Raw genomic sequence first — 18,260 nt, forward strand, 5'->3', positions numbered from 1 at the left:
GTTACCCCTGCTCACGAGCTCACCAAGCTCACTAGGAGACCCGCATGACCAGTCAGGCTGACAAGAACCGTCGCACGTCGTACACCCTCGCCGCCGCTCGGCGGAAGGTCGAGGAGTCCGTCGGCGGTGACCGCATCGAGATCTTCGTCGAAGAGGGCGGGGAGCCGTTCTACATCCCGCACCCCTACTTCTACGACAAGGCCACGAAGAAGGCCTTCAAGGAGATGGACGACGAGGACGACGAGGCCCAGGGCCGAATCCTCCTCGGCGATGAGCAGTACGACCGGTTCATCGCTGCCGGCGGTACGGACGACGCCCTCAACATCGTCATGGTCGCCGTGCAGCAGGACCTGAAGAAGACCCAGGGAAACTGACGGGGGTAGACCTCGACGAGTTCGACCTCGAGATCGCGGACCTGCCGGCGACGCACCCCGTCGCTGTGCAGGTCCGCACCGAGGCGATGCTGCGGCTCTTCGGTGACCATCAGGGTCCTGGGGATGCTGCGCTGCAGTCGACGTACTCGCCGCGGGACCCGTTGGCGGAGTACTTGCAGGGGCGCATCAAGACCTGGCAGTTGAGGGTCCTCGTCGAAGGTCTACCCACCGATTCAGCGTTCCACCGTGCCCATCGGGACACGGACTGGCAGGACTCGGACTGGATCGCCCGGGACACGAACTCGATCATGCGGGTCCTGCTGTACACGGTGCAGTCGGCGCTGTCGAAGTCAGCCATCCCGAAGCCGGACCTGCTGCCCGCTCCTGTCGTGGAACCCACGGAGCAGGACGAAGCGGACGCCGAGTACTTGGCGCAGCAGCGGGCCGAGATGGCCGTCGTTGAGGCGGGCTGGTTCGTCAACAACTAGACATTGGAGTGCCTCGTGGCCGGTTCAGCTGTATGGCTCGATGTCCTCCCCTCGATGTCGAAGTTCGCGTCGACTATGTCGAAGCAGGCAGGTACCGCGGCGAAAGCTGCGGGCCTGTCTGCTGGCCGTCAGTTCTCGGCTGGTGTCGCGGCTGGCGGTTCCACGTCGGCGGCGAAGACGCTTGTTTCGGAGCTCGAGGTCGCGTCGAAGCGTGCCGCGAAGGTAGTGCAGGCGGAGAAGGTCGCGATCGCGAAGGCGCGTTCGGAGGAGAAGGCTGCCGCTGTCGGTGTGCAGGCGGCTGAGGCTCGTCTCGCTGAGCAGCGGAAGAAGTACGCGGCGTCGTCGTCGCAGGCGTTGAAGGCGGAGCAGCAGCTCACGTCCGCGCGCGGTAAGCAGCAGCTCGCGGGGATGAAGGTCGTCGCGGTTGAGGATCAGCTGAAGGCTGCCTTCAACGAGCAGAAGACGGTCACTGGGCAGTTGTCTGCGGCGCAGGGTCAGGCGTCGAAGCAGTCCGCGTTGATGACGGGACGGTTCTCGAAGCTCGCTGCGGCTGGCGCTCCTCTGTCCTCTGGGTTGGGGAAGGTCGCTGCTGGTGCGAAGAACGTCGCTGCTGGCGCTCTCGCTACGTTGAAGCCGCTCGCGGGGATGGCTGCCGGGTTCGGCGCGATCATCGGCGTCAGCCAGGTCATCAAGCTCGGCAACGAGTACACGGCGACGATGAACGAGCTGCAGGCCGTCGCGAACCTGACGAACAAGCAGATGATGCAGGTCGGGTACACGGCTCGTCAGCTGGGCTCTGATCTCACGCTCCCCGCGACGTCGGGCAAGGATGCTGCGGCGATCATGCTGGAGCTCGCCAAGGGTGGTCTGTCGGCTGCTGACGCGATGGAGGCGGCCCGCGGGACGATCCAGCTCGCTGCTGCCGCGCAGGTGTCGGGCGGGCGTGCTGCGGAGATCCAGGCGAACTCCATCAACCAGTTCGGGCTCGCGGCGAAGGACGCGGCGATGGTCGCCGACGTCCTCGCGAACACCGCGAACGCTGCCGCTGGTGGTGTCGACGACATCGCCCTGTCGATGAAGTACGTCGGCCCCGTCGCGAACACCCTCGGCATCAGCATCTCCGACACCGCGTCGGCGATCGGCATCCTCGCGAACAACGGCCTGAAGGGCGACACGGCAGGTACCGCCCTCCGCGGCATGCTCGCGTCCCTCGCGCGGCCGTCGAAGCAGGCGCAGAAGGCCGTCGACTCGCTGAACCTGTCCGTCTTCGACCAGGAAGGCCGCTTCGTCGGTCTCCGCACCGTCATCGAGCAGCTCTCCGAAGCGCGCAAGGTGATGACGCAGGAGGACTTCGCGTCCCAGGCGGTCCTCGCGTTCGGCCGTGAGCCGCTCGCTGCGGTCGCCGCCCTCGCGAAGACCGGTGCCACGAACTTCGACAGCATGGCTGGCGCGGTGACCCGTCAGGGCGGCGCAGCTGCGGTCGCGCAGTCGAAGATGAAGGGTCTCGGCGGTGCGATGGACAAGCTGCAGTCGCAGCTTGAAGACGTCGCCCTCGGCATCTACCAGACCGTCACCCCGGCCCTCGAGGGCATCGCGAACGGTGCTGCGAAGGGCCTCGACGGCGCCGGCAGCAAGGTCACGAACTTCCTCGACCTGATGGGAGGCCTTGGCAAGCTCGCCTTCACCGGGAAGGTGTCGCTGGGTCTGACGGCGACCACGAACTTCGTCCCGGACTCGCCTCAGGTGAAAGCGATCCTCGCCGCACGGCAGGTCGTCGTCGATGCGTTGAACGATGTGCGGACGTTCGTGACGACTGCTCTCGTGCCGTCGTTCAAGAACCTGCTGGTCGCGATCGGCCCGGTCGCCGCGATCATCGGTGGGGCGTTCCTCCTCGCGTTCCGCGCTGCAGCCGCAGTCCTTCGGTTTATCGGGCCGGGACTCGTCGCTGTCACCAGTTTCATGCGGAACAACAAGGTCGCAGTGATCGCGTTGGCGGCGGCGATCGGCGGCCTGGTCCTGTCGTACAAGGCGTGGATCCTGCAGCAGAAGATCGTCACTGCTGGCGGTTTCGCAGCGTGGGCGTCGCAGATCCGGATTGTCGCTGCTGCTCAGAAGGCGTGGACGTTTGCCACGTGGCTCGCGGTCGGTGCGCAGAAGGCGTTCAACTTCGCTCTGCGGGCCAACCCGATCGGTCTCATCATCACCGCAATCGGTCTGCTGGTCGCCGGTGTGATCTGGGCGTACAAGAACCTCGGTTGGTTCAAGACCGGTGTCGATGCCATCTGGTCCGGCATCCAGGTCGGCGCGAAGGCTGTCGGAGCTGCAGCTGTGTGGCTGTGGCAGACGGTGTTCGTGCCCGCGTGGCAGGGCATCGCCGCTGCGGCGATGTGGACGTGGAACACGGTCCTGAAGCCTGTCTTCTCGGGCATCATGACCGTGGTCCGCGCTGTCGGAGCCGTGTTCACCTGGTGGTGGCAGAACGTCACCATGCCCGTGTTCCGCGGCATCGCTGCCGTCGCGGGCTGGTTCGGGAACACGATCTCCGCGATCTTCGACCTCGTCATCGCGATGGTGAAGTTCGCTCTCGCTCCGGTGTTCAACTTCGTGGCGCAGGTCGCGAAGGTCGCGTTCGCGGCGATCGTGGCAGGCGTCCGTTGGTGGTGGGGCTTGACCTCCACCGTGTTCAACATCGCGGTCGTGTTCCTCCGCGGCACGCTCGGCGCCGCTTTCACCTGGGTCAGCAGCATCGTGCGGATCGCGTTCGCAGCGATCAGCGCTGTGACGTCAGCCTGGTGGGCTCGAGTGCGGGTGATCTTCGCAGCCACCAACGCGTACATCCGCGGCACGCTCGGTCCGGTGTTCACCTGGCTGAACCGCTCGATCATCGCTCCGGCGATGACCGGGATCCGTGTTGCGGTCGGTGCGCTCTGGTCGTGGCTGAAGCCGGTGTTCGACAAGCTCGCGACGGTGGCGAAGGTCACGATCCCGGCTGCGTTCGGTGTGATGAAGAACAGCATCGGCAAGGCGTGGGAGGCCATCAAGACGGCCGCGAAGCTGCCGATCCGGTTCGTCGTCGAGACGGTTATCAACAAGGCACTCATCGGCAACTTCAACAAGGTCGCCGGGTTCTTCGGGACGAAGAAGATCGACCCGATCTCGCTCCCCAAGGGGTTCGCCGGCGGCGGCATCATCCCCGGACGATCGCGGATGCGCAACGGCGACGATCACCTGCGCCCAATGCGCCAAGGTGAGGGTGTCCTCGTCTCCGAGGGCCTGCGCACATCGGCCGACCGCAGCGCGTTCCTCGCTGCGAACGCGGCTGGGCGACGGGGCGTCGGCTTCGCGTCCCTCCTGCAGGGTGGGTACGCGAAGGGTGGCGTCGTCAAGAAGAGTTCCGGTTCGGATGGAGGCAACGGCAAGGGGCTCTTGTCCGGTGCGAAGGCTGCCTGGAACTGGACCAAGGGCGCCGCTGGCGCTGCGTGGGACTGGACGAAGAACGCTGCGGAGACCGCTTCGCAGGTGGTGTCCGACCCCATGGGGACCCTCGGGAAGCTCGTGAAGTCCGTGATCGGGAACATCCCCGGCGCGGGCGGCATGGTCGACGCTGCAGCGGGCATGGGCAACAAGCTCCTGTCCGGTGCTGTCTCCGTCCTGAAAAACATGGGCGGCGGTGGCGACGTCGGGAACTTCGGCGGGTCTGGCGCGAACGGGCAGCTGCCGAAGTCGGCGCTGTCGAAGGTGTCCGGGTTCACCGGCGGTCCTGGTGTCGGCCCGATCGGCGGGTACCTCCGGAAGGCTGCTGCGGTCGCGTGGGAGGCGATGCAGCGGTCGTTCGGTGGTGGCCTGTCGTTGACGGAGGGATACCGGGATCTCGCGAACCAGCAGATGCGGTACTCCGCGTACCGGGCTGGCCGCGGGAACCTCGCGGCGACGCCTGGAACGTCGGTCCACGGGTACGGGCTCGCTGCTGACGTTGGTGGCGGGTCGCAGGCGTGGATGCGGGCGAACGGTCCCCGGTTCGGCTGGTACCCGACGGGACTGTCCTTCGCGCAGCGTGAGCCGTGGCACTTCGAGTACAAGGGCGGCAAGGCTGCTGGCGGCATGGCAGCTGGCGGCATCGTCGGCGGTCTGACCCCCACCTTGTACGACAAGGGCGGGGTGCTGCCGCAGGGGCTTTCTCTGGTGCAGAACAACCTCCGCGACCCGGAGGTGGCGCTGCCGATGCAGACGCTGCGGGAGATCGTCTCGACCGAGAGCGGTGGCGGCGGGAACACGTACGCACCTGTGTTCCACAACCCGGACCGTGGCGCTGTCCGCGAGTTCGAGTCGTGGGTGCACAAGAAGGAAGTCATGGCCGGTGGCCGCTGATCGGAGGACTCTGTGGCGACACTGATCAGCGGCGGCTCACCGTCGCTCACCATCACCGACGCCATCGATGGTGGTGGGCCGGCGGACGAGTTCGTCGACACCTTAGACGGGAACGGCCCCACCGGGCCCGACTTCCCCACCACCCCGCCCGTCATCGTGCGGGAAGACACACGCCGGATCTGGCTCGAGTCGATGGACGGTTCCCTCGTGGTCCCGTTGAACGTTGACGTGGACCGGATCCTGAAGGCGGGGGCGACTGGTTTGCAGTTGCCCCCGCTGGACGTGGTGACAATCAAGACTCCCGGCATGCCGGGGTCGTCGTTGCAGGAGGTGAACGTCGACGAGCGGGAAGTGTTCCTGCCGTTGAAGTTCGCCTCCGACACGTCCCACGCGGACTTCATGGGGAAGCTGACGGAGCTCCGCGGGCTGATCGCCCCGATGTGGGACCTGGTGAACGTGGGCGACACGGGAACCTTCCGCCTCGGGGTGTCGTCCCTGAACGGGGAACGGCTCCTTGACGTCGTCTACAAGGACGGGTGGACGGGTGAGCACGGCGGGTCTGCTGGCGGGACGCGGTTCGAGAACTTCGGGCTGACACTCCTCGCGGTGGATCCGTTCTTCCACGCCCGGGAGTACACGTCGTTCACGTACGGCATCGCCGACGGGGAAGTGTTCCTCTCCTCCACCGACGACAACGTGTGGCCGCGGTCGATTTCCGCTTCGGTGACGATCGGTAACGGCATGCAGATGGCGGTGCAGGGTGATGTGCCGGCGTGGGTGGAGGTCTTCGTCGATGGTCCCGCGACGATCGCGGAGCTCAGCTTCCCGGGGACGAACATGGTGATGACGTCGTCGGTCGCTGACGGCCAGGAACTGATCCTGGTCACGGATCCTCGGCGCCGGTCTGCTCGTCTCGGCGGGCAGGTGGCGTGGCCGTACATCTCCCCGACTTCGACGTTCGCTCCGCTCCGGCCGGGGATGAACAGTGTGAACGTGCAGCTCGGTTCGGCTGGGGCGGACACGTCGATGACCGTCCGATGGCTCGAGCGCTGGCTCGCAGCGTTCTGATCTGGGAGGTCGCATGCCGCAGTGGATGATTCAGCCGCGGGACAAGAACCTCCGCCGCTCCTACGACCCCGTGAAGTTCTGGTCCTCGCTGACTGTCGTGGAGCGGCACAACGTCACCGGCACCGACCCGGGTACCTGGTCCGTCACCGCCCGCAACGAGGGACTGACGGGGCTGCTGACGCCCGGGAACGGGGTGCTCCTCACCCGTGGTGACCAGCTGGTCATGTCGGGGCCGATCACGAGCATCCAACGCGGCGCGACCGTGTCGACTGTGTCGGGGGTGTCGGACCTCGACGTCCTCAACGACCGGATCCTGTTCCCCGACCCGTCGTCACCGATCACGTCGCAACCGGCCGCCTACGACAACCGGTCGGGCCCTGCCGAGTCGGTGCTCCTCAGCTACGTCCGGTTCAACGCCGGGGACGCTGCTCGAGCGGAACGGCGCGTACCCCGGCTGCGGTTGCCGGCGACGTTGGGGCGTGGACGGAACGTGTCCATCAAGGGCCGACTCGACCTCCTCGGTTCAACCGTCGCGGACATCGCGGAGTCGGGGAAGCTGCACGTCGACATCTTGCAGGGCGAGGACGACGCCCCCTACCTGCAGTTCACAGTGCGGCCGATCACCGACCGCACCGCGAACGTCCGGTTCGGCGCCACATCGGACTTCACCGGCGGGATCATCGGCGAGGACTGGTCCTACACGCTGACCCGCCCCACCGTCACCGACGCGATCGTCGCGGGCGGAGGGCAGGGACAGCAGCGCCTGTTCGCGGAGCGTGTCTCGACTGCTGCTGAAGCGGTGTGGGGCGCGAAGGTTGAACAGCTCATCGACCAGCGGCAGACGACGGTCGCGGCGGAGCTCGCCGATGCAGGCGACGACGCACTGTCGGACGGGGACTCCCCGGTGTCGGTGTCGTTCACGATCACGGACTCCCCGGACGTCCGGTACCGGCGTGACTGGTTCGTCGGCGACAAGGTCGGTGTCTTCATCGACGGTCTCGACTTGTCGAACCTGGTCCGTGAGGTGACGACAACAGTGCAGGCGCAGGACGGGTCTCCGACGGAGACCGTGTCCGCGGTGGTCGGGTCCAGGGACTCGTCCGCATGGACGACGAAGACGAACACACGTGTGGCGAAGGCGCTGAAGAGCGTCCGGCTGCTGCAGGCGATCTAGAAGGAGACCATCATGACGGAGACCTCGTTCCCGATCGTCGATCAGAAGCTGACGGACGGCGCGTGGGCGCAGACGGTTGGTGCTGTTGGGAACGGCATCCTCGACGACTGGGGTTCCCCGTACGCGATCGTGGTGAACACGAACGACACTGTGCGGATCAAGCGGTCGTCGGTGTCGGGGTACGCGCGGGCGGTGGTGAACGGGTTCGGTCACCAGATCGACGCGGACGTGACCCTCTCGGTGCCGGCGGTGTCGTCGCCGACCCGGTACTACGTGGGCCTGCTGTACTCCCCGTCGAACGCTGCACAGCCGGTGAAGCTGGTGGTGCTGAAGGGTGCTGAGGTGCCCCTCGAGACGGGGCAGGAGTTCCTGACCCTGCACCAGTTCAGCCGTGGCGCCGGTCAGACGCTCGCAGCTTCGACCCTGTACTCGCCGCTGCCGTCGATCCGCCCGTCGGTTCAGGTGGACTCGAAGGCCGCGCTCATGGAGATGAGCCCGCTGCTGTTCCTCCGCGGGACGGAGGCATACTGCGTAGACGTGGACTTCGCCTACCGGTCATCGGGCACGGCGTCTTCGCCGCAGTGGCGTCGGGCACAGTCGATCGACGCGCTCCCTTCCGCTGACGACAACGTCGACACGGACGTCACACCGGCTGCTGGGCGGGTGCGAATCGCGGGTCAGCAGTTCTACACGGACGCTGACCGGACGGTGCTCATCACCGTCACGGGAACCGCGGTGGGTGCGCATCAGCAGAACGCGTCGGGGGTGCTCTCGGTGGTGTTCAACGACGAGAACGTGCTCCACCCATCGTCGTGCCGGCTGTCGCGGATCACGTCCGGCGGGATCTTCTTCTCCGTCACGGGCATCGCCCGCACGAAGGGTGGTGCGAACGTAGTCCGCGCGTTCGTCGACACCGACAAGGACTCGGACACGATCCGCACGAAGGGTGTGCAGATCGGCGTCGTCTCGTTCTGACCCACCCACTCAATCTTCCAGGCCATCCCGTTCGGGGTGGCCTTTCGTCTTGGAAGGGGGCCGTCATGGTCGCCAAGTTCAGCGTGGGGAAGTCCTCGTTCGGGGATCTCCGCGGCGTGGAGCAGTACGTCATGTCGGAGCGGATCGCTCTGCAGGTGCTGTCCACGATCATCGACTTCAACGCGTACCTGCGGTCGAAGGGCCGGTCGGGTTCTCTGTCGGTCAACGAGGGCATGCGCTCCCGGTGGCGGCAGTCGTACCTGTGGAACAACCGGGCCGCGCTCGGTGTCGTGGTTGCCGCACCGTTCACGTCGCGGCATGACGAGGTGTTGCACGGCAACGCGATCGACTTCGGCATCACGATGCCGGACGGGTCGAACCGTGCGCTGTACGCGGACGAGTTCACCCGGCTGCACCAGATCGTCGAGGGCCGCGGCGGCACGTGGACCGGCGTCAACTTCGGCGAGCCGTGGCACCACGAGTTCGCCACCCGTACCGAAGCGGCACCCCCGTACCCGGACGCTCGAGCTCGCCTCGCCGCGAAGCAGCCCGCATCCGCCAAGCCGCCGGTGAAAACGCCGGCACCCGTCAAGTCACCCACTCCGAAAGTCGAGGCAGACATGCTCTACGTCACGTCCAAGAAGACGCAGAAGAAGTACGCGATCGGTGAGCTGTCGTTCACCGCCGTGTCCTCGTCCCGCGCGATCACGTACTCCAACGCGATCCCCGGCGACACCAGCCTGTTCCAGGAGCTGTCCTCGGCGCAGGTGTCCGGTCTGATCCAGGACTGCCGTGACCGTCGGGACTCGCTGGGTGTCGCGGTGTCGGCGAAGTTCGAGTCGGCTGTGAAGGCGGCTCTGGCTGAGGAGGACGCAGCGTGAGCGGCGAGCACGAGGCCGTCGACACGATCGACGTGCAGACCATCTGGTACCAGTCGAAGCGGGTGCTCCGCACGGTCGTGCAGGTCGTCATCGGCGCCGCTGCTGTCCTCGCTGTCGTGGTGGTTGTGGCCCCGCAGGTGCTCGAGGCCGTCGCGGACGTTGTCCCTGGGCCGGTCCTGGCGTGGCTGACGGGTGCTGTGGCGACGCTCGCTGCAGTCTCGGCTGCGCTGACGAAGATCATGGCGATCCCGAAGATCAACGAGCTCCTCACGCTGATCGGTCTGGGGTCGGTGCCGAAGGCGGTGGCGGTGGAGACGGCGGCTGCGAAGTCGCAGGAGCTGCAGCCGGCGCAGTTCGAACCGTCGCAGGTCGACCTCCGCAACGACCAGGGCAACGCGTAGCCCCCAACGAGAGGGGCCGCATGATGCGACTCATCAAACGGCTTTGGGCCGTGTCCATCTGGGGGCCGAACGGGGTCGACGCGAGCGACGACCGTGTGCGGTGGCTGCTCCGAGTCGGCCTGCCCCTGTTCGACGTCTTCGCGATCGGCTTCGGGGTGTTCGGCTACATCGGCGGCATCCCCGCTCTCCGCGACTCGTTCGGTGAGGGGTACGCGCAATCGTTCGGGTTGATGCTGTCGGTCACCGCCCTCGTGTGCCTCGTCGGCATCGCGTTCCCGAACCTGCTGTGGCGGCTCGAGTTCTGGGGCAAGTGCTTCATGCTCGGGCTGCTGCTGCTGTACGCCGGGTCCGTGTTCCTCGCGGGCATCGTCGGTGGCGACATCGGCCGTGCCGGTGTGGGCTGGGCGATCCTCGGCATGGCTGTCGTGCCCGCGTGGAGGGTGAGCGACATCGCCCGTGACCGGGAGGTGCACCAGTGGAAGTGAAGGACTGGCTGCCCTACGTCGCTCCCGTCGTCGTCGCGGTCGTCGCGGGTGTCTTCGCGATATACACGTCGCGTCGGTCCACGCGGGTAGAGGAAGTGAAGAACCGGGCGTCGGAGACGACGACTCAATTCGCGCAGGCGACAGAGCTCGACAAGTACGTCAACGACCGGGTGGAGGCGGCGGTCGCGAAGGCCGTGCAGCCGTACGAGGAACGCATCGGCCGTCTCGAGACCGGGTACGCGCAGCTCGTGCGGACGCTTCGGTCTGTCCGGCAGGCGTTCCGTGAGTACATCCGCGCGGTGCGCGCGCAGTGGGGTTCCGCTGTGGAACCACCCGCCGTCGACGCGCACATCCGCGAGCTCCTCGCTGAGGACGACCTCGACGGCACGTTCGATGAGCACGGCATCGCGCAGTTCCGCGCCAACTTCCAGGGCGACACGACGCACGACGTCTGACGCCGCAGTACGACTTCTGAGAGAGGCCAGCATGGCAACGCAGTACGCAACGATCGTGGTGCGGCGCGGGAACGCGGATGCGTGGGAGAACAGCCCTCGACCGCTCGAGGTGGGTGAGTGGGGGTACGACGAGACGTCGCGGGTGACGAAGATCGGTGACGGGTTCAGCCTCTGGGCCGACCTCCCGACCTACCTGACCGGCACCTCAACCGGCGACCTTCCCACACCCATCCGAACGCAGCTCGCGGCGAACCTCGCGGACCCGTCCACCCCGGAGGGTGCAGCAATCGCCGAGGCCATCGCGAACAGCGGCGGTGGTGGCGGCGGGGCTCCTCTGGTGTACGACGAGGCGACGGCCTCCTACTCGGTTCCCGAGGGTTCCAGTATCACCTACGACCAGGCGAACAGCGCCTACGTTCCGAACTGACCAGGAGGTCACTCATGGCACCCGTGCCCTCGTTCCACGCAGCTGACGCAACCACCAAGCAGTTCCCGACCACCGTGCGTCAGCGGATGGCGCAGAACATCTCTGACCCCGGCACAGTGGAGGGGGCGGCGGTACTCGCAGTCGCGAAGGGGCTGGCGCAGACGCCCAAGCTGCTCATGCACGGCGACTCACTCATCGCCAACTTCGCCGGCACCAGTGCGCTGCTCACCAGCACGTTCGGTGCAGGAAACGTCGCGAACACGGCTGTGGGCGGCATCGGCTCATCCGGTGTCGCCGCCCTGCAGGGTGGCCGCCCAGCGATGATCACCGTCACGGGCGGAGTGATCCCCGCCACAGGGTCCGTTGCAGTGACGAGCGACGCGCAGATCTTCTACACGAACTCGACGAGCGCCACCAAGACGCAGGCGGGGTTCCTCGCAGGCGTTCCCGGCACCCTGACCGGTGTGAAGGCGAACGGTTCCTACACGTACTCGTTTACTCGCTCAACCGAGGGGTACAAGGTGCCCGTGCCGAAGCCGGTTCCGTTCCGGACCGGTGACCAGTATCGCGACCACGTCATGCTGCTCGACGGTGGTCGCAACAACCTCACCGACGACCCGGCGACGATCGTGCAGCAGTTCCGCGAAATGCTTGCCTGGAACCGTCGGAACCCGAACGACCACATCATCCTCACGATCCCGGCAGCGAACGGCGAGAACGCGGGCACGACGAACCGCACGAACATCGATGCGATCAACGCGGCCCTGAGAGCTGCGTTCCCGCGGAACGTCGTCGATTGGGCAGCGTTCCTCGCTTCGCAGGCCGCACTTGACCTTGCAGGGCTCACGGCTTCAGGGACAGATGCGAGCGACATCGCCAACGGCATCACGCCCCAGTCGTTGCGGAACAGTGGTGATCTGCTGCACTTCAACTCGACGGCGTACCAGATCCTGCAGCCGATGCTGCTCCGTGAGTTCGCCGCTCGCGGCATCGTCCAGTACAACGACCCGGTGACGCCGACGTCGCCGATCCACACCTACGGCCTGACCGATGCATCGCACCGCTACGTCACTGACGACGTGACCGCATCCAACGGATCCACGTTCACGTCGTGGACCGACAAGATCGGGTCGATCGCTCTCGCGAACGCGTCGTCGTCACTCGTCGTCGCGGCGGGTCCTGGCGGTGTGGACAAGTCCATCGCTCGCCCGAATACGACGACGGCCGCGAACACGCAGCGGCTGTTCAACTCGACGGGCATCCCGACTGCGAAGACCGTCGCGGTCGTTTACAACAACACCACCCCGGCGGACGTGAAGAGCGTGATCGCGTCCCTTGCCTCACCCGGGTTCGTGATCCAGCGCGCCGCGGATGGCACATTCCAGACGGTTGTGACGTCCGGGATCGGCTCCGGCGCCGCGACCGACACCGACGCGGAAGTCGCCGGATGGCGTGTGGTGTTCGGGTGGGTTGATGCGGCGAACAACCTGATCGGCATCGACACCAGCGGCGCTGCGAAGACCGGGGCCTGGACCCCTGGCACTCCGACGACCACCACCTTCGTTGTCGGTGGCGGTGAGACGTCAGCGATCGACATGGCTACTGCGGAAGTCATCGTCTGGGACCGTGTTCTCAGCGACAGCGACCGAGCAACCGTCCGGTCTGCGCTGCGGTCGCACTACCCGGTCATCGCGTAGCAAGCACGCAAAGGCCCCCGGATGTTCTCGAGTGGAGAAAAATCCGGGGGCCTTTCGTGGTTCAGGTTGCGGGGAGTGCTTTCGTGATCGCGTCGGCCAGGGAACGGTATCCCTTGTCGTTGGGGTGGACACCGTCGGCGATCACCTCGTCTGCATGCCCGGCCAGCGGTTCGCCGATCTCGAGGTACGTTGCACCGTGCTCTTCGGCCGATGCGCGGACGGCCGACTGCAGCTCGGCGAAGTTCCGGGGAGCCGCGTCGTCATCCCACACCGGTGAAGTGACGTACACCTTCGCGTCAGGCAACTGCTTCTGCAGCTTCGACAGCACAGTGTTGGCGTTCTCAGCGACTTGGGTGGCGGGGAAGTCGACATCGTTGCGGCCGCCGGACACGATCACGACGTCGGGGGCTGCTTTGATGACGTCGGCGACGCGGACGGCGTAGTTCTCGTGGCAAGTGCCGTTGTTGACGTAGCCGCTGCCGCCGCATCCGACGACGGTGCTGCGCCAGTTCTTCTCAGCGGAGACGAGAGCGGGGTACGCCTTTTCCGGTGAGCTCGCACCTGCTCCGGCTGTGTATGAGTCGCCGAGCCAAACCACCGATGGTTCTGCGGTCGCGTCGGACGTGAAGGTGGGGATCGGGCCCGGTTCCGCGCCCGCTGCGGGCTTTGATTCGTTGATGCGCTGGAAGGCGAGAGCGACGAGCGTGATCGCCATGATCGCGACGAGCACGATGATGATGCCCTTGTAGCTGCGTTCGAACCAGCCGATGAAGTTCCCCATGATGATCCGATCGTAAGTGACAGTCAAGATGTGCCCCACTCCCTACTCGGGGGTGGGGCGTGTTTCTGCGTTCAGCGGCGTGGTTTCAGCTGCCGGACGGTTGCGGACAAGCGTGGCACCCACAGGTGGTGCACGAACCCCATGAACACGAGCTGCACGTACAGGCGGTCGCCCGCGTCGGCTTGGACGAACCCGGGGACGCGTTGACGGCCGCTGCGGGAGAAGACGACGTCAACCCAGACGGGTGCGTGATCGACCGCTTCAGACCACTCGACGCCGTCGATGCCTTCCGGCTGGTCCTCGGGCGGGTCGGGGTGGATCGGTGGCGACCACTGGTACTGCATGCGGGCAGTGTCCTTCCATCCGCCGACATGAAGCTGTGGGCTTCATTCCGCCGAAGTTAAGCCGTTCCGTGCTGCAGCGTTCACCTTCGCCGCGAACGCTCGAGCGTCCCGCTCATCCTTGATCGGGAACGGCACACCCAGGTAGTACGAGGCGTTCTCGATCGTCAGGAACCCAGTGCCCTTCTGCTTCCGGAACGCGAGGGCGAACACCCCGATGAGGACGATGCGGGTCGCGGTGATGCGTCGTTGCGCGTCGGCGCCGACAGCGACTTCCGCACGAGCTCCGGTCACGGCTTCACGGCGCGCATGCCCCTGGTCGGTCCAGCCGATCATCCCGTCGGTGAGGTAGACGCCGGCGAACTTCCCCGTCTCTCGTTGGCGGCGGTTGATCTCGTCGAGTCGGGCTGACGCTTTCGCTGCCCGCTCGTCGGCTCCTGCCAGCCACTCCTTGAACCCCATGCCGTCCAGTGTCCCCCGCGCTTGTGTGCCCCGTCCAGGGTCAGTCTTCCTCGCCTATGGCGTGCAGGGCTTCAACCCGGGAGTTGTGCAGGCCCAGATCGTCGATGTCGTCCTCCGCCCTCACGGCATACGCCCGGTACTGCTCGCCCTCTCGACGGATGTTCCCCATGATCGTGCCGTCGTCGCGGTGAGCGAACCAACTGCCGTCCTTGCGTTCTGTGGTGTGCATGCGGCAAGCCTCACACTGGCGCTGGGATCTATCGGCGTGTCGGCGGTCGGACGGACACTGCAGCTATGACCGGCGATGAGAGAGCAGTCCTGACGTTCGAGGAGCAGCACCCGAGGAACGACCGGCGGAAGGAGGCCGCGATCCGAACCGAGCTCGCTGTGTCGTGGGTCCGCTACCGGCAGGTGCTGTTGCGGCTGACCGCTCGGGAGGACGTGGTCGCGGAGTTCCCGGTCGTGGCGCACCGGGTGCAGCGGGCGACGGAACGCGCACTGGCCGCACGGGCGACGCGGACGTTCGCCTAGGGCAGCAGCTCCGCCTTCCAGCAGGTGCAGCGTCGTGGCTTGTCATCGGGTAGGAACGAGAACTGGCAGCCAGAGTCGTGTGGGAGGTCTGCAAGCTTCGCCCGCAGCCGGTCCACCTCGTCAGCGGCAGCGAGACCAGCGAGGCGCACCTGACCGATCCACTTGTCGTGCCCTGCCGCTGGTGCCGACAAAGGCGGCGCTCCGATGACCAGCAGGTCCCGCAGCGCGTCCGTGTCCACCGGGTCAATCATCGGACTCAGGCTTGGGCAAGAGAGCAGCAATTCCGTCGACCAGATCATCTTGCAGGTCGAACGACATCGGCCAACCATGCTCTGCGTTCACCGACTGCACGGCGTACTTGATCTGGTCGCGCGAAGGCATGTTCGTGTCAGTCATGCTTCATCTTCTCCTGGGGTGCGGTGCCGGCGGTGAGGATGGCGCGCAGGTCGCGGAACAGCCGCCATACGTCTTCCGGCTCGGTCCACTCTGTGCCGGGGTTGTACTCGTCCGTGACGGCGTATTTGTTGAGAGTCACCTGCACCGCTTCGAGTTGGTCGGCGGCGGCACGGAGAACGGCGCGAACGCGAACTGAGCACTCCGTCTCAGTCGCCTCATCCGCCAGCGCGCGCATCTGCTCCGGGGTCATCGCTGCACCCACTGCAATCCAGTGACGCGCACCACGTCGAGGCTTGCGTCACCAGCAACAAACTGGGCCGCGTCGACGGCGCGGCGGAACACCGCGACCCAAGCGGACGGACGAGCGGTGTACACAACCGCGTACTGCATGCCGGCCTTCGACACTGTGTATGTCTGCTCCGGGGTGGGGGCGGTCATCGGGTGTCCTCCTGCCGCTTGATGCACCGCTTGCAGGTGACGTGTTCGCCGCTGGGTTCCGGGAGAGCTTCACCGTCGTCGAGGTAGACGCCGCCGTACGTGTTGGCCTGCCCGCAGATGGGGTATCCGCGGTGGGTGGGCGGCTCACCCTCGGATGGCCGGTAGATGTGCAGGGCGGTCATCGCTGGGCCTCTGACATGCATGCTGCGTGTCCGTCGTTCCACGCGTCGTCGTGGACTTGCTTCAGCCACGCGTCGAAGTCGGCTGGCGCCACCTTCGCGTCGAACTCGGTCGCTGACGACCGGACGGCGTTCGTGCGGATCATGCGAGTACCCCGATCTGTGCTGCCCGATTGAGCACCGCTGCTACGTCCCGCTCCCCTGCCGCGGGATGGACGTTGAAGAAGTACGGCTGGCGTTCGGCGCCCTTCTCTGCGGCTGCGGTGATCTCGCTGGCGGTGGTGTGGAGACGCTGCGCTGCTGCTCCGAGCTGGCCGGCGGTGATGTGCCGCACGCCTCGGAGGATCTTCGACGTCTGTGACTGCGACAGGCCGATGACTGCTGCGAGCTCGGTCTGCGTGACCTCGTGTCGAGCAACGTGAGCGCGAAGCTCTGCTGCTACCTGTAGTTCAAATGGGGAGATGTCCATATGGACACTTTACACGTCACTTCGGACGTGGACTAGGCGCCGGTCAGAAAAACTAGACACTGGGCACGCTTGGGCGTGTCGCGCCGGTCAGTGGATGCACCGGGGACAGCAAAAGGCCCGGTGGGATGCATACTGGGATGCAACCACCGGGCCGATCGGTGCACCCCCTCGGACTTGAACCGAGAACCCACTGATTAAGAGTCAGTTGCTCTGCCAATTGAGCTAGAGGTGCATGTTCCGGCTTCCGTGCCGCAACGGGAATCAACAATAGCATGGGTTTTGCGCGCCCACGACCACTCGCGGGCGCACGACGCGAACAGGAGCACCATGACCGACCGTCTCGCCCCCGGCGACACCGCCCCCGACTTCACGCTGCCCGACCAGGACGGCGTCGAGCACTCCCTCGCTGCCCTCCGTGGCAAGAAGGTCATCGTGTACTTCTACCCGGCGGCGTCCACCCCGGGCTGCACCACCGAGGCCTGCGACTTCCGCGACAACATGTCCTCCCTGCAGGCAGCCGGCTACGAGGTCCTCGGCGTCTCGAAGGACGAGCAGGCGAAGCTCAAGACCTTCCAGCACGAGCAGGCGCTGACCTTCCCGCTGCTGAGCGACCCCGACCTCGCCGTGCACAAGGCCTACGCGGCCTGGGGTGAGAAGAACAACTACGGCAAGATCGTCACCGGCACGATCCGGTCCACGATCGTGGTCGACGAGGACGGCGCCGTGCAGCTGCCGCTCTACAACGTCAAGGCCACCGGGCACGTGGCGAGCCTGCGGAAGAAGCTCGGCCTGGTCTGAGGGCCGGCCACGCACTGGAGGCCCGGTGCCGGTTCCGAGAACCGGCACCGGGCCTCCAGTGCGTGGCGGACCAGACCGTCTACTCGGCCGGACGCGCGAGCGCGGCCGTCACCGACCGCGACAGCACCAGCGTGATGCCGAGCAGGGCCGGGACGAGCAGCACCCAGCCGACCGCGGCGACCCGGAAGACGCCCTGGAACGCCCCGATCGCGATGGCGCCCTGCAGGACCTGCCAGACGATGATGCCGGAGCGCACCCACGGCCGGCCCTGCCACAGGCCGTTCAGCAGCGCGCCGAGCCAGAGCGCAGCAATGGCGACGAGGACCGTGAGGGCGATGCCGGAGGCGATGCTCGTGGCCGGGGCGACGACCAGTTCGACGACCAGGACGACGGTCACGACCACCAGCGCGAGGAACTCGAGGCCGACCACGGCGAGCAGCCCCAGCATCGCCGGCGACCGGCGCGCGACGGGCGTGGAGGGTTCGGTGTCGTTCGGGGTGTCGTCGTGCACAGTGATCCTCCAGCATCGGAACCCTTGATTTGGCCCTACCAGTATGGAACGATATTGGAGGTCGTTTGGACGGCACGATGTGGTGTGCGTCTCCCGTGGTTCATCGCTCCTCCCCCGAGCGTCTCGCGGGCGTCAGACACGCTTCCTGCGGACTCCTCCCCACAGTTGTCCCCTCCATGCCGCATGCATGGTCAGCGGTCCGATCCCCCGAACCACGGCCCCGGCCTGCCGTTCGAGCATCGACATCAAGGAGCACCACACATGGACTGGCGTGACAAGGCTGCCTGCCTCACCGCAGACCCCGAGCTCTTCTTCCCCGTCGGGAACACCGGGCCCGCCGTCGACCAGATCGAGAAGGCCAAGTCGGTCTGTGCGCGTTGCACGGTCACCGAGATGTGCCTGCAGTACGCACTCGAGAACAACCAGGACTCGGGTGTCTGGGGTGGTCTCAGCGAGGACGAGCGTCGTGCGCTGAAGCGTCGCGCCGCCCGGGCTCGCCGCGCGTCCTGACCCCGGTCGTCTGACACCACGACGCCCGTCGTCCCTTTGGGGGCGGCGGGC

At 66.4% G+C, this 18,260-nt stretch carries 25 protein-coding genes and 1 tRNA gene; 15 read left to right on the plus strand and 11 right to left on the minus strand.

The annotated features are described in order from the left end of the window. Positions 1 to 44: 44 nt before the first annotated feature. From DEJ21_RS14280 to DEJ21_RS14335, 12 genes are all read left to right on the plus strand, one after another. Positions 45 to 374: a hypothetical protein gene (locus DEJ21_RS14280; RefSeq protein ID WP_111225038.1), complete on the plus strand. Its 330-nt coding sequence runs from the start codon at positions 45 to 47 to the stop codon at positions 372 to 374. Positions 375 to 439: 65 nt separating this feature from the next. Next, positions 440 to 862 (plus strand): hypothetical protein, encoded by a 423-nt coding sequence (locus DEJ21_RS14285; RefSeq protein ID WP_111225039.1) that lies wholly within the window; start codon positions 440 to 442, stop codon positions 860 to 862. A 75-nt stretch (positions 863 to 937) separates the two neighbouring features. After that, positions 938 to 5,230, plus strand: coding sequence for a phage tail tape measure protein (locus DEJ21_RS14290; protein ID WP_181435912.1), 4,293 nt, complete (start codon positions 938 to 940; stop codon positions 5,228 to 5,230). A 12-nt stretch (positions 5,231 to 5,242) separates the two neighbouring features. Then, the gene (locus tag DEJ21_RS14295) at positions 5,243 to 6,298 is read left to right on the plus strand and encodes a hypothetical protein (protein WP_111225041.1); all 1,056 of its coding nucleotides are present in this window, start codon (positions 5,243 to 5,245) and stop codon (positions 6,296 to 6,298) included. Positions 6,299 to 6,311: 13 nt separating this feature from the next. Beyond that, positions 6,312 to 7,472 (plus strand): siphovirus ReqiPepy6 Gp37-like family protein, encoded by a 1,161-nt coding sequence (locus DEJ21_RS14300; RefSeq protein WP_111225042.1) that lies wholly within the window; start codon positions 6,312 to 6,314, stop codon positions 7,470 to 7,472. Positions 7,473 to 7,484: 12 nt separating this feature from the next. After that, entirely contained in the window at positions 7,485 to 8,447 is a 963-nt protein-coding gene (locus tag DEJ21_RS14305) for a hypothetical protein (protein WP_111225043.1), read from the plus strand. Between the two features lie 65 nt (positions 8,448 to 8,512). Next, positions 8,513 to 9,328 carry a hypothetical protein gene (locus DEJ21_RS14310; RefSeq protein ID WP_111225044.1) on the plus strand — a complete coding sequence of 272 codons (816 nt, stop codon included), beginning with the start codon at positions 8,513 to 8,515 and terminating at the stop codon, positions 9,326 to 9,328. After that, positions 9,325 to 9,729 (plus strand): hypothetical protein, encoded by a 405-nt coding sequence (locus DEJ21_RS14315; protein ID WP_111225045.1) that lies wholly within the window; start codon positions 9,325 to 9,327, stop codon positions 9,727 to 9,729. Before DEJ21_RS14310 ends, DEJ21_RS14315 begins: the two co-directional genes overlap by 4 nt. Before the next feature lie 20 nt (positions 9,730 to 9,749). Further along, positions 9,750 to 10,214, plus strand: a complete 465-nt coding sequence (locus DEJ21_RS14320; protein WP_111225046.1) for a hypothetical protein — start codon at positions 9,750 to 9,752, stop codon at positions 10,212 to 10,214. After that, entirely contained in the window at positions 10,205 to 10,669 is a 465-nt protein-coding gene (locus tag DEJ21_RS14325) for a hypothetical protein (RefSeq protein ID WP_146247805.1), read from the plus strand. Before DEJ21_RS14320 ends, DEJ21_RS14325 begins: the two co-directional genes overlap by 10 nt. 31 nt (positions 10,670 to 10,700) lie before the next feature. Next, positions 10,701 to 11,096, plus strand: coding sequence for a hypothetical protein (locus DEJ21_RS14330; RefSeq protein WP_111225048.1), 396 nt, complete (start codon positions 10,701 to 10,703; stop codon positions 11,094 to 11,096). Between the two features lie 14 nt (positions 11,097 to 11,110). Beyond that, complete coding sequence (locus DEJ21_RS14335; RefSeq protein ID WP_111225049.1) at positions 11,111 to 12,793, plus strand: hypothetical protein; 1,683 nt, start codon at positions 11,111 to 11,113, stop codon at positions 12,791 to 12,793. A gap of 61 nt (positions 12,794 to 12,854) precedes the next feature. Here the strand turns inward: DEJ21_RS14335 and DEJ21_RS14340 are convergent, their stop codons facing one another. The 4 genes from DEJ21_RS14340 to DEJ21_RS14355 form a co-directional block, all read right to left on the minus strand. After that, entirely contained in the window at positions 12,855 to 13,574 is a 720-nt protein-coding gene (locus tag DEJ21_RS14340) for an SGNH/GDSL hydrolase family protein (RefSeq protein WP_111225050.1), read from the minus strand. A gap of 71 nt (positions 13,575 to 13,645) precedes the next feature. Next, complete coding sequence (locus tag DEJ21_RS14345; RefSeq protein ID WP_111225051.1) at positions 13,646 to 13,918, minus strand: hypothetical protein; 273 nt, start codon at positions 13,916 to 13,918, stop codon at positions 13,646 to 13,648. Between the two features lie 42 nt (positions 13,919 to 13,960). Next, on the minus strand, positions 13,961 to 14,377 hold the full coding sequence (locus DEJ21_RS14350; protein ID WP_111225052.1) for a hypothetical protein: 417 nt from the start codon (positions 14,375 to 14,377) through the stop codon (positions 13,961 to 13,963). 40 nt (positions 14,378 to 14,417) lie between these two features. Then, positions 14,418 to 14,606 carry a hypothetical protein gene (locus tag DEJ21_RS14355; protein WP_111225053.1) on the minus strand — a complete coding sequence of 63 codons (189 nt, stop codon included), beginning with the start codon at positions 14,604 to 14,606 and terminating at the stop codon, positions 14,418 to 14,420. Positions 14,607 to 14,671: 65 nt separating this feature from the next. On the opposite strand from DEJ21_RS14355, the gene DEJ21_RS14360 reads away from it, so the two are divergent. Then, a complete protein-coding gene (locus DEJ21_RS14360) occupies positions 14,672 to 14,908 on the plus strand; it encodes a DUF3263 domain-containing protein (protein WP_111225054.1) in 237 nt (78 codons plus the stop codon). On the opposite strand, the gene DEJ21_RS14365 is transcribed toward DEJ21_RS14360, so the two are convergent. The 6 genes from DEJ21_RS14365 to DEJ21_RS14390 all read right to left on the minus strand — a co-directional run bounded on the left by DEJ21_RS14365 (position 14,905) and on the right by DEJ21_RS14390 (position 16,622). Beyond that, the gene (locus DEJ21_RS14365) at positions 14,905 to 15,159 is read right to left on the minus strand and encodes a hypothetical protein (protein WP_146247806.1); all 255 of its coding nucleotides are present in this window, start codon (positions 15,157 to 15,159) and stop codon (positions 14,905 to 14,907) included. The genes DEJ21_RS14360 and DEJ21_RS14365 overlap by 4 nt on opposite strands. Continuing rightward, the gene (locus DEJ21_RS18350) at positions 15,152 to 15,304 is read right to left on the minus strand and encodes a hypothetical protein (protein WP_181435913.1); all 153 of its coding nucleotides are present in this window, start codon (positions 15,302 to 15,304) and stop codon (positions 15,152 to 15,154) included. The genes DEJ21_RS14365 and DEJ21_RS18350 overlap by 8 nt, the downstream gene beginning before the upstream one ends. After that, a complete protein-coding gene (locus tag DEJ21_RS14370; RefSeq protein WP_111225056.1) occupies positions 15,297 to 15,554 on the minus strand; it encodes a hypothetical protein in 258 nt (85 codons plus the stop codon). Before DEJ21_RS14370 ends, DEJ21_RS18350 begins: the two co-directional genes overlap by 8 nt. Continuing rightward, positions 15,551 to 15,742 (minus strand): hypothetical protein, encoded by a 192-nt coding sequence (locus DEJ21_RS14375; protein ID WP_111225057.1) that lies wholly within the window; start codon positions 15,740 to 15,742, stop codon positions 15,551 to 15,553. Before DEJ21_RS14375 ends, DEJ21_RS14370 begins: the two co-directional genes overlap by 4 nt. Before the next feature lie 321 nt (positions 15,743 to 16,063). Continuing rightward, entirely contained in the window at positions 16,064 to 16,390 is a 327-nt protein-coding gene (locus tag DEJ21_RS14385) for a helix-turn-helix domain-containing protein (RefSeq protein WP_111225059.1), read from the minus strand. Between the two features lie 159 nt (positions 16,391 to 16,549). Then, positions 16,550 to 16,622, minus strand: a tRNA-Lys gene (locus DEJ21_RS14390). Between the two features lie 95 nt (positions 16,623 to 16,717). On the opposite strand from DEJ21_RS14390, the gene bcp reads away from it, so the two are divergent. Then, on the plus strand, positions 16,718 to 17,188 hold the full coding sequence (bcp, locus tag DEJ21_RS14395) for a thioredoxin-dependent thiol peroxidase (RefSeq protein ID WP_111225060.1): 471 nt from the start codon (positions 16,718 to 16,720) through the stop codon (positions 17,186 to 17,188). A 79-nt stretch (positions 17,189 to 17,267) separates the two neighbouring features. Here the strand turns inward: bcp and DEJ21_RS14400 are convergent, their stop codons facing one another. Further along, complete coding sequence (locus DEJ21_RS14400; RefSeq protein WP_111225061.1) at positions 17,268 to 17,699, minus strand: hypothetical protein; 432 nt, start codon at positions 17,697 to 17,699, stop codon at positions 17,268 to 17,270. Between the two features lie 261 nt (positions 17,700 to 17,960). Here DEJ21_RS14400 and DEJ21_RS14405 point away from each other — a divergent pair, with 261 nt between their 5' ends. Beyond that, the gene (locus DEJ21_RS14405; protein WP_017888820.1) at positions 17,961 to 18,209 is read left to right on the plus strand and encodes a WhiB family transcriptional regulator; all 249 of its coding nucleotides are present in this window, start codon (positions 17,961 to 17,963) and stop codon (positions 18,207 to 18,209) included. The last annotated feature ends 51 nt before the right edge of the window (positions 18,210 to 18,260 follow it).

Origin of the sequence: Curtobacterium sp. MCSS17_006 (assembly GCF_003234215.1) — a bacterium.
In the GTDB taxonomy this organism is placed as follows: Bacteria; Actinomycetota; Actinomycetes; order Actinomycetales; family Microbacteriaceae; genus Curtobacterium; species Curtobacterium flaccumfaciens.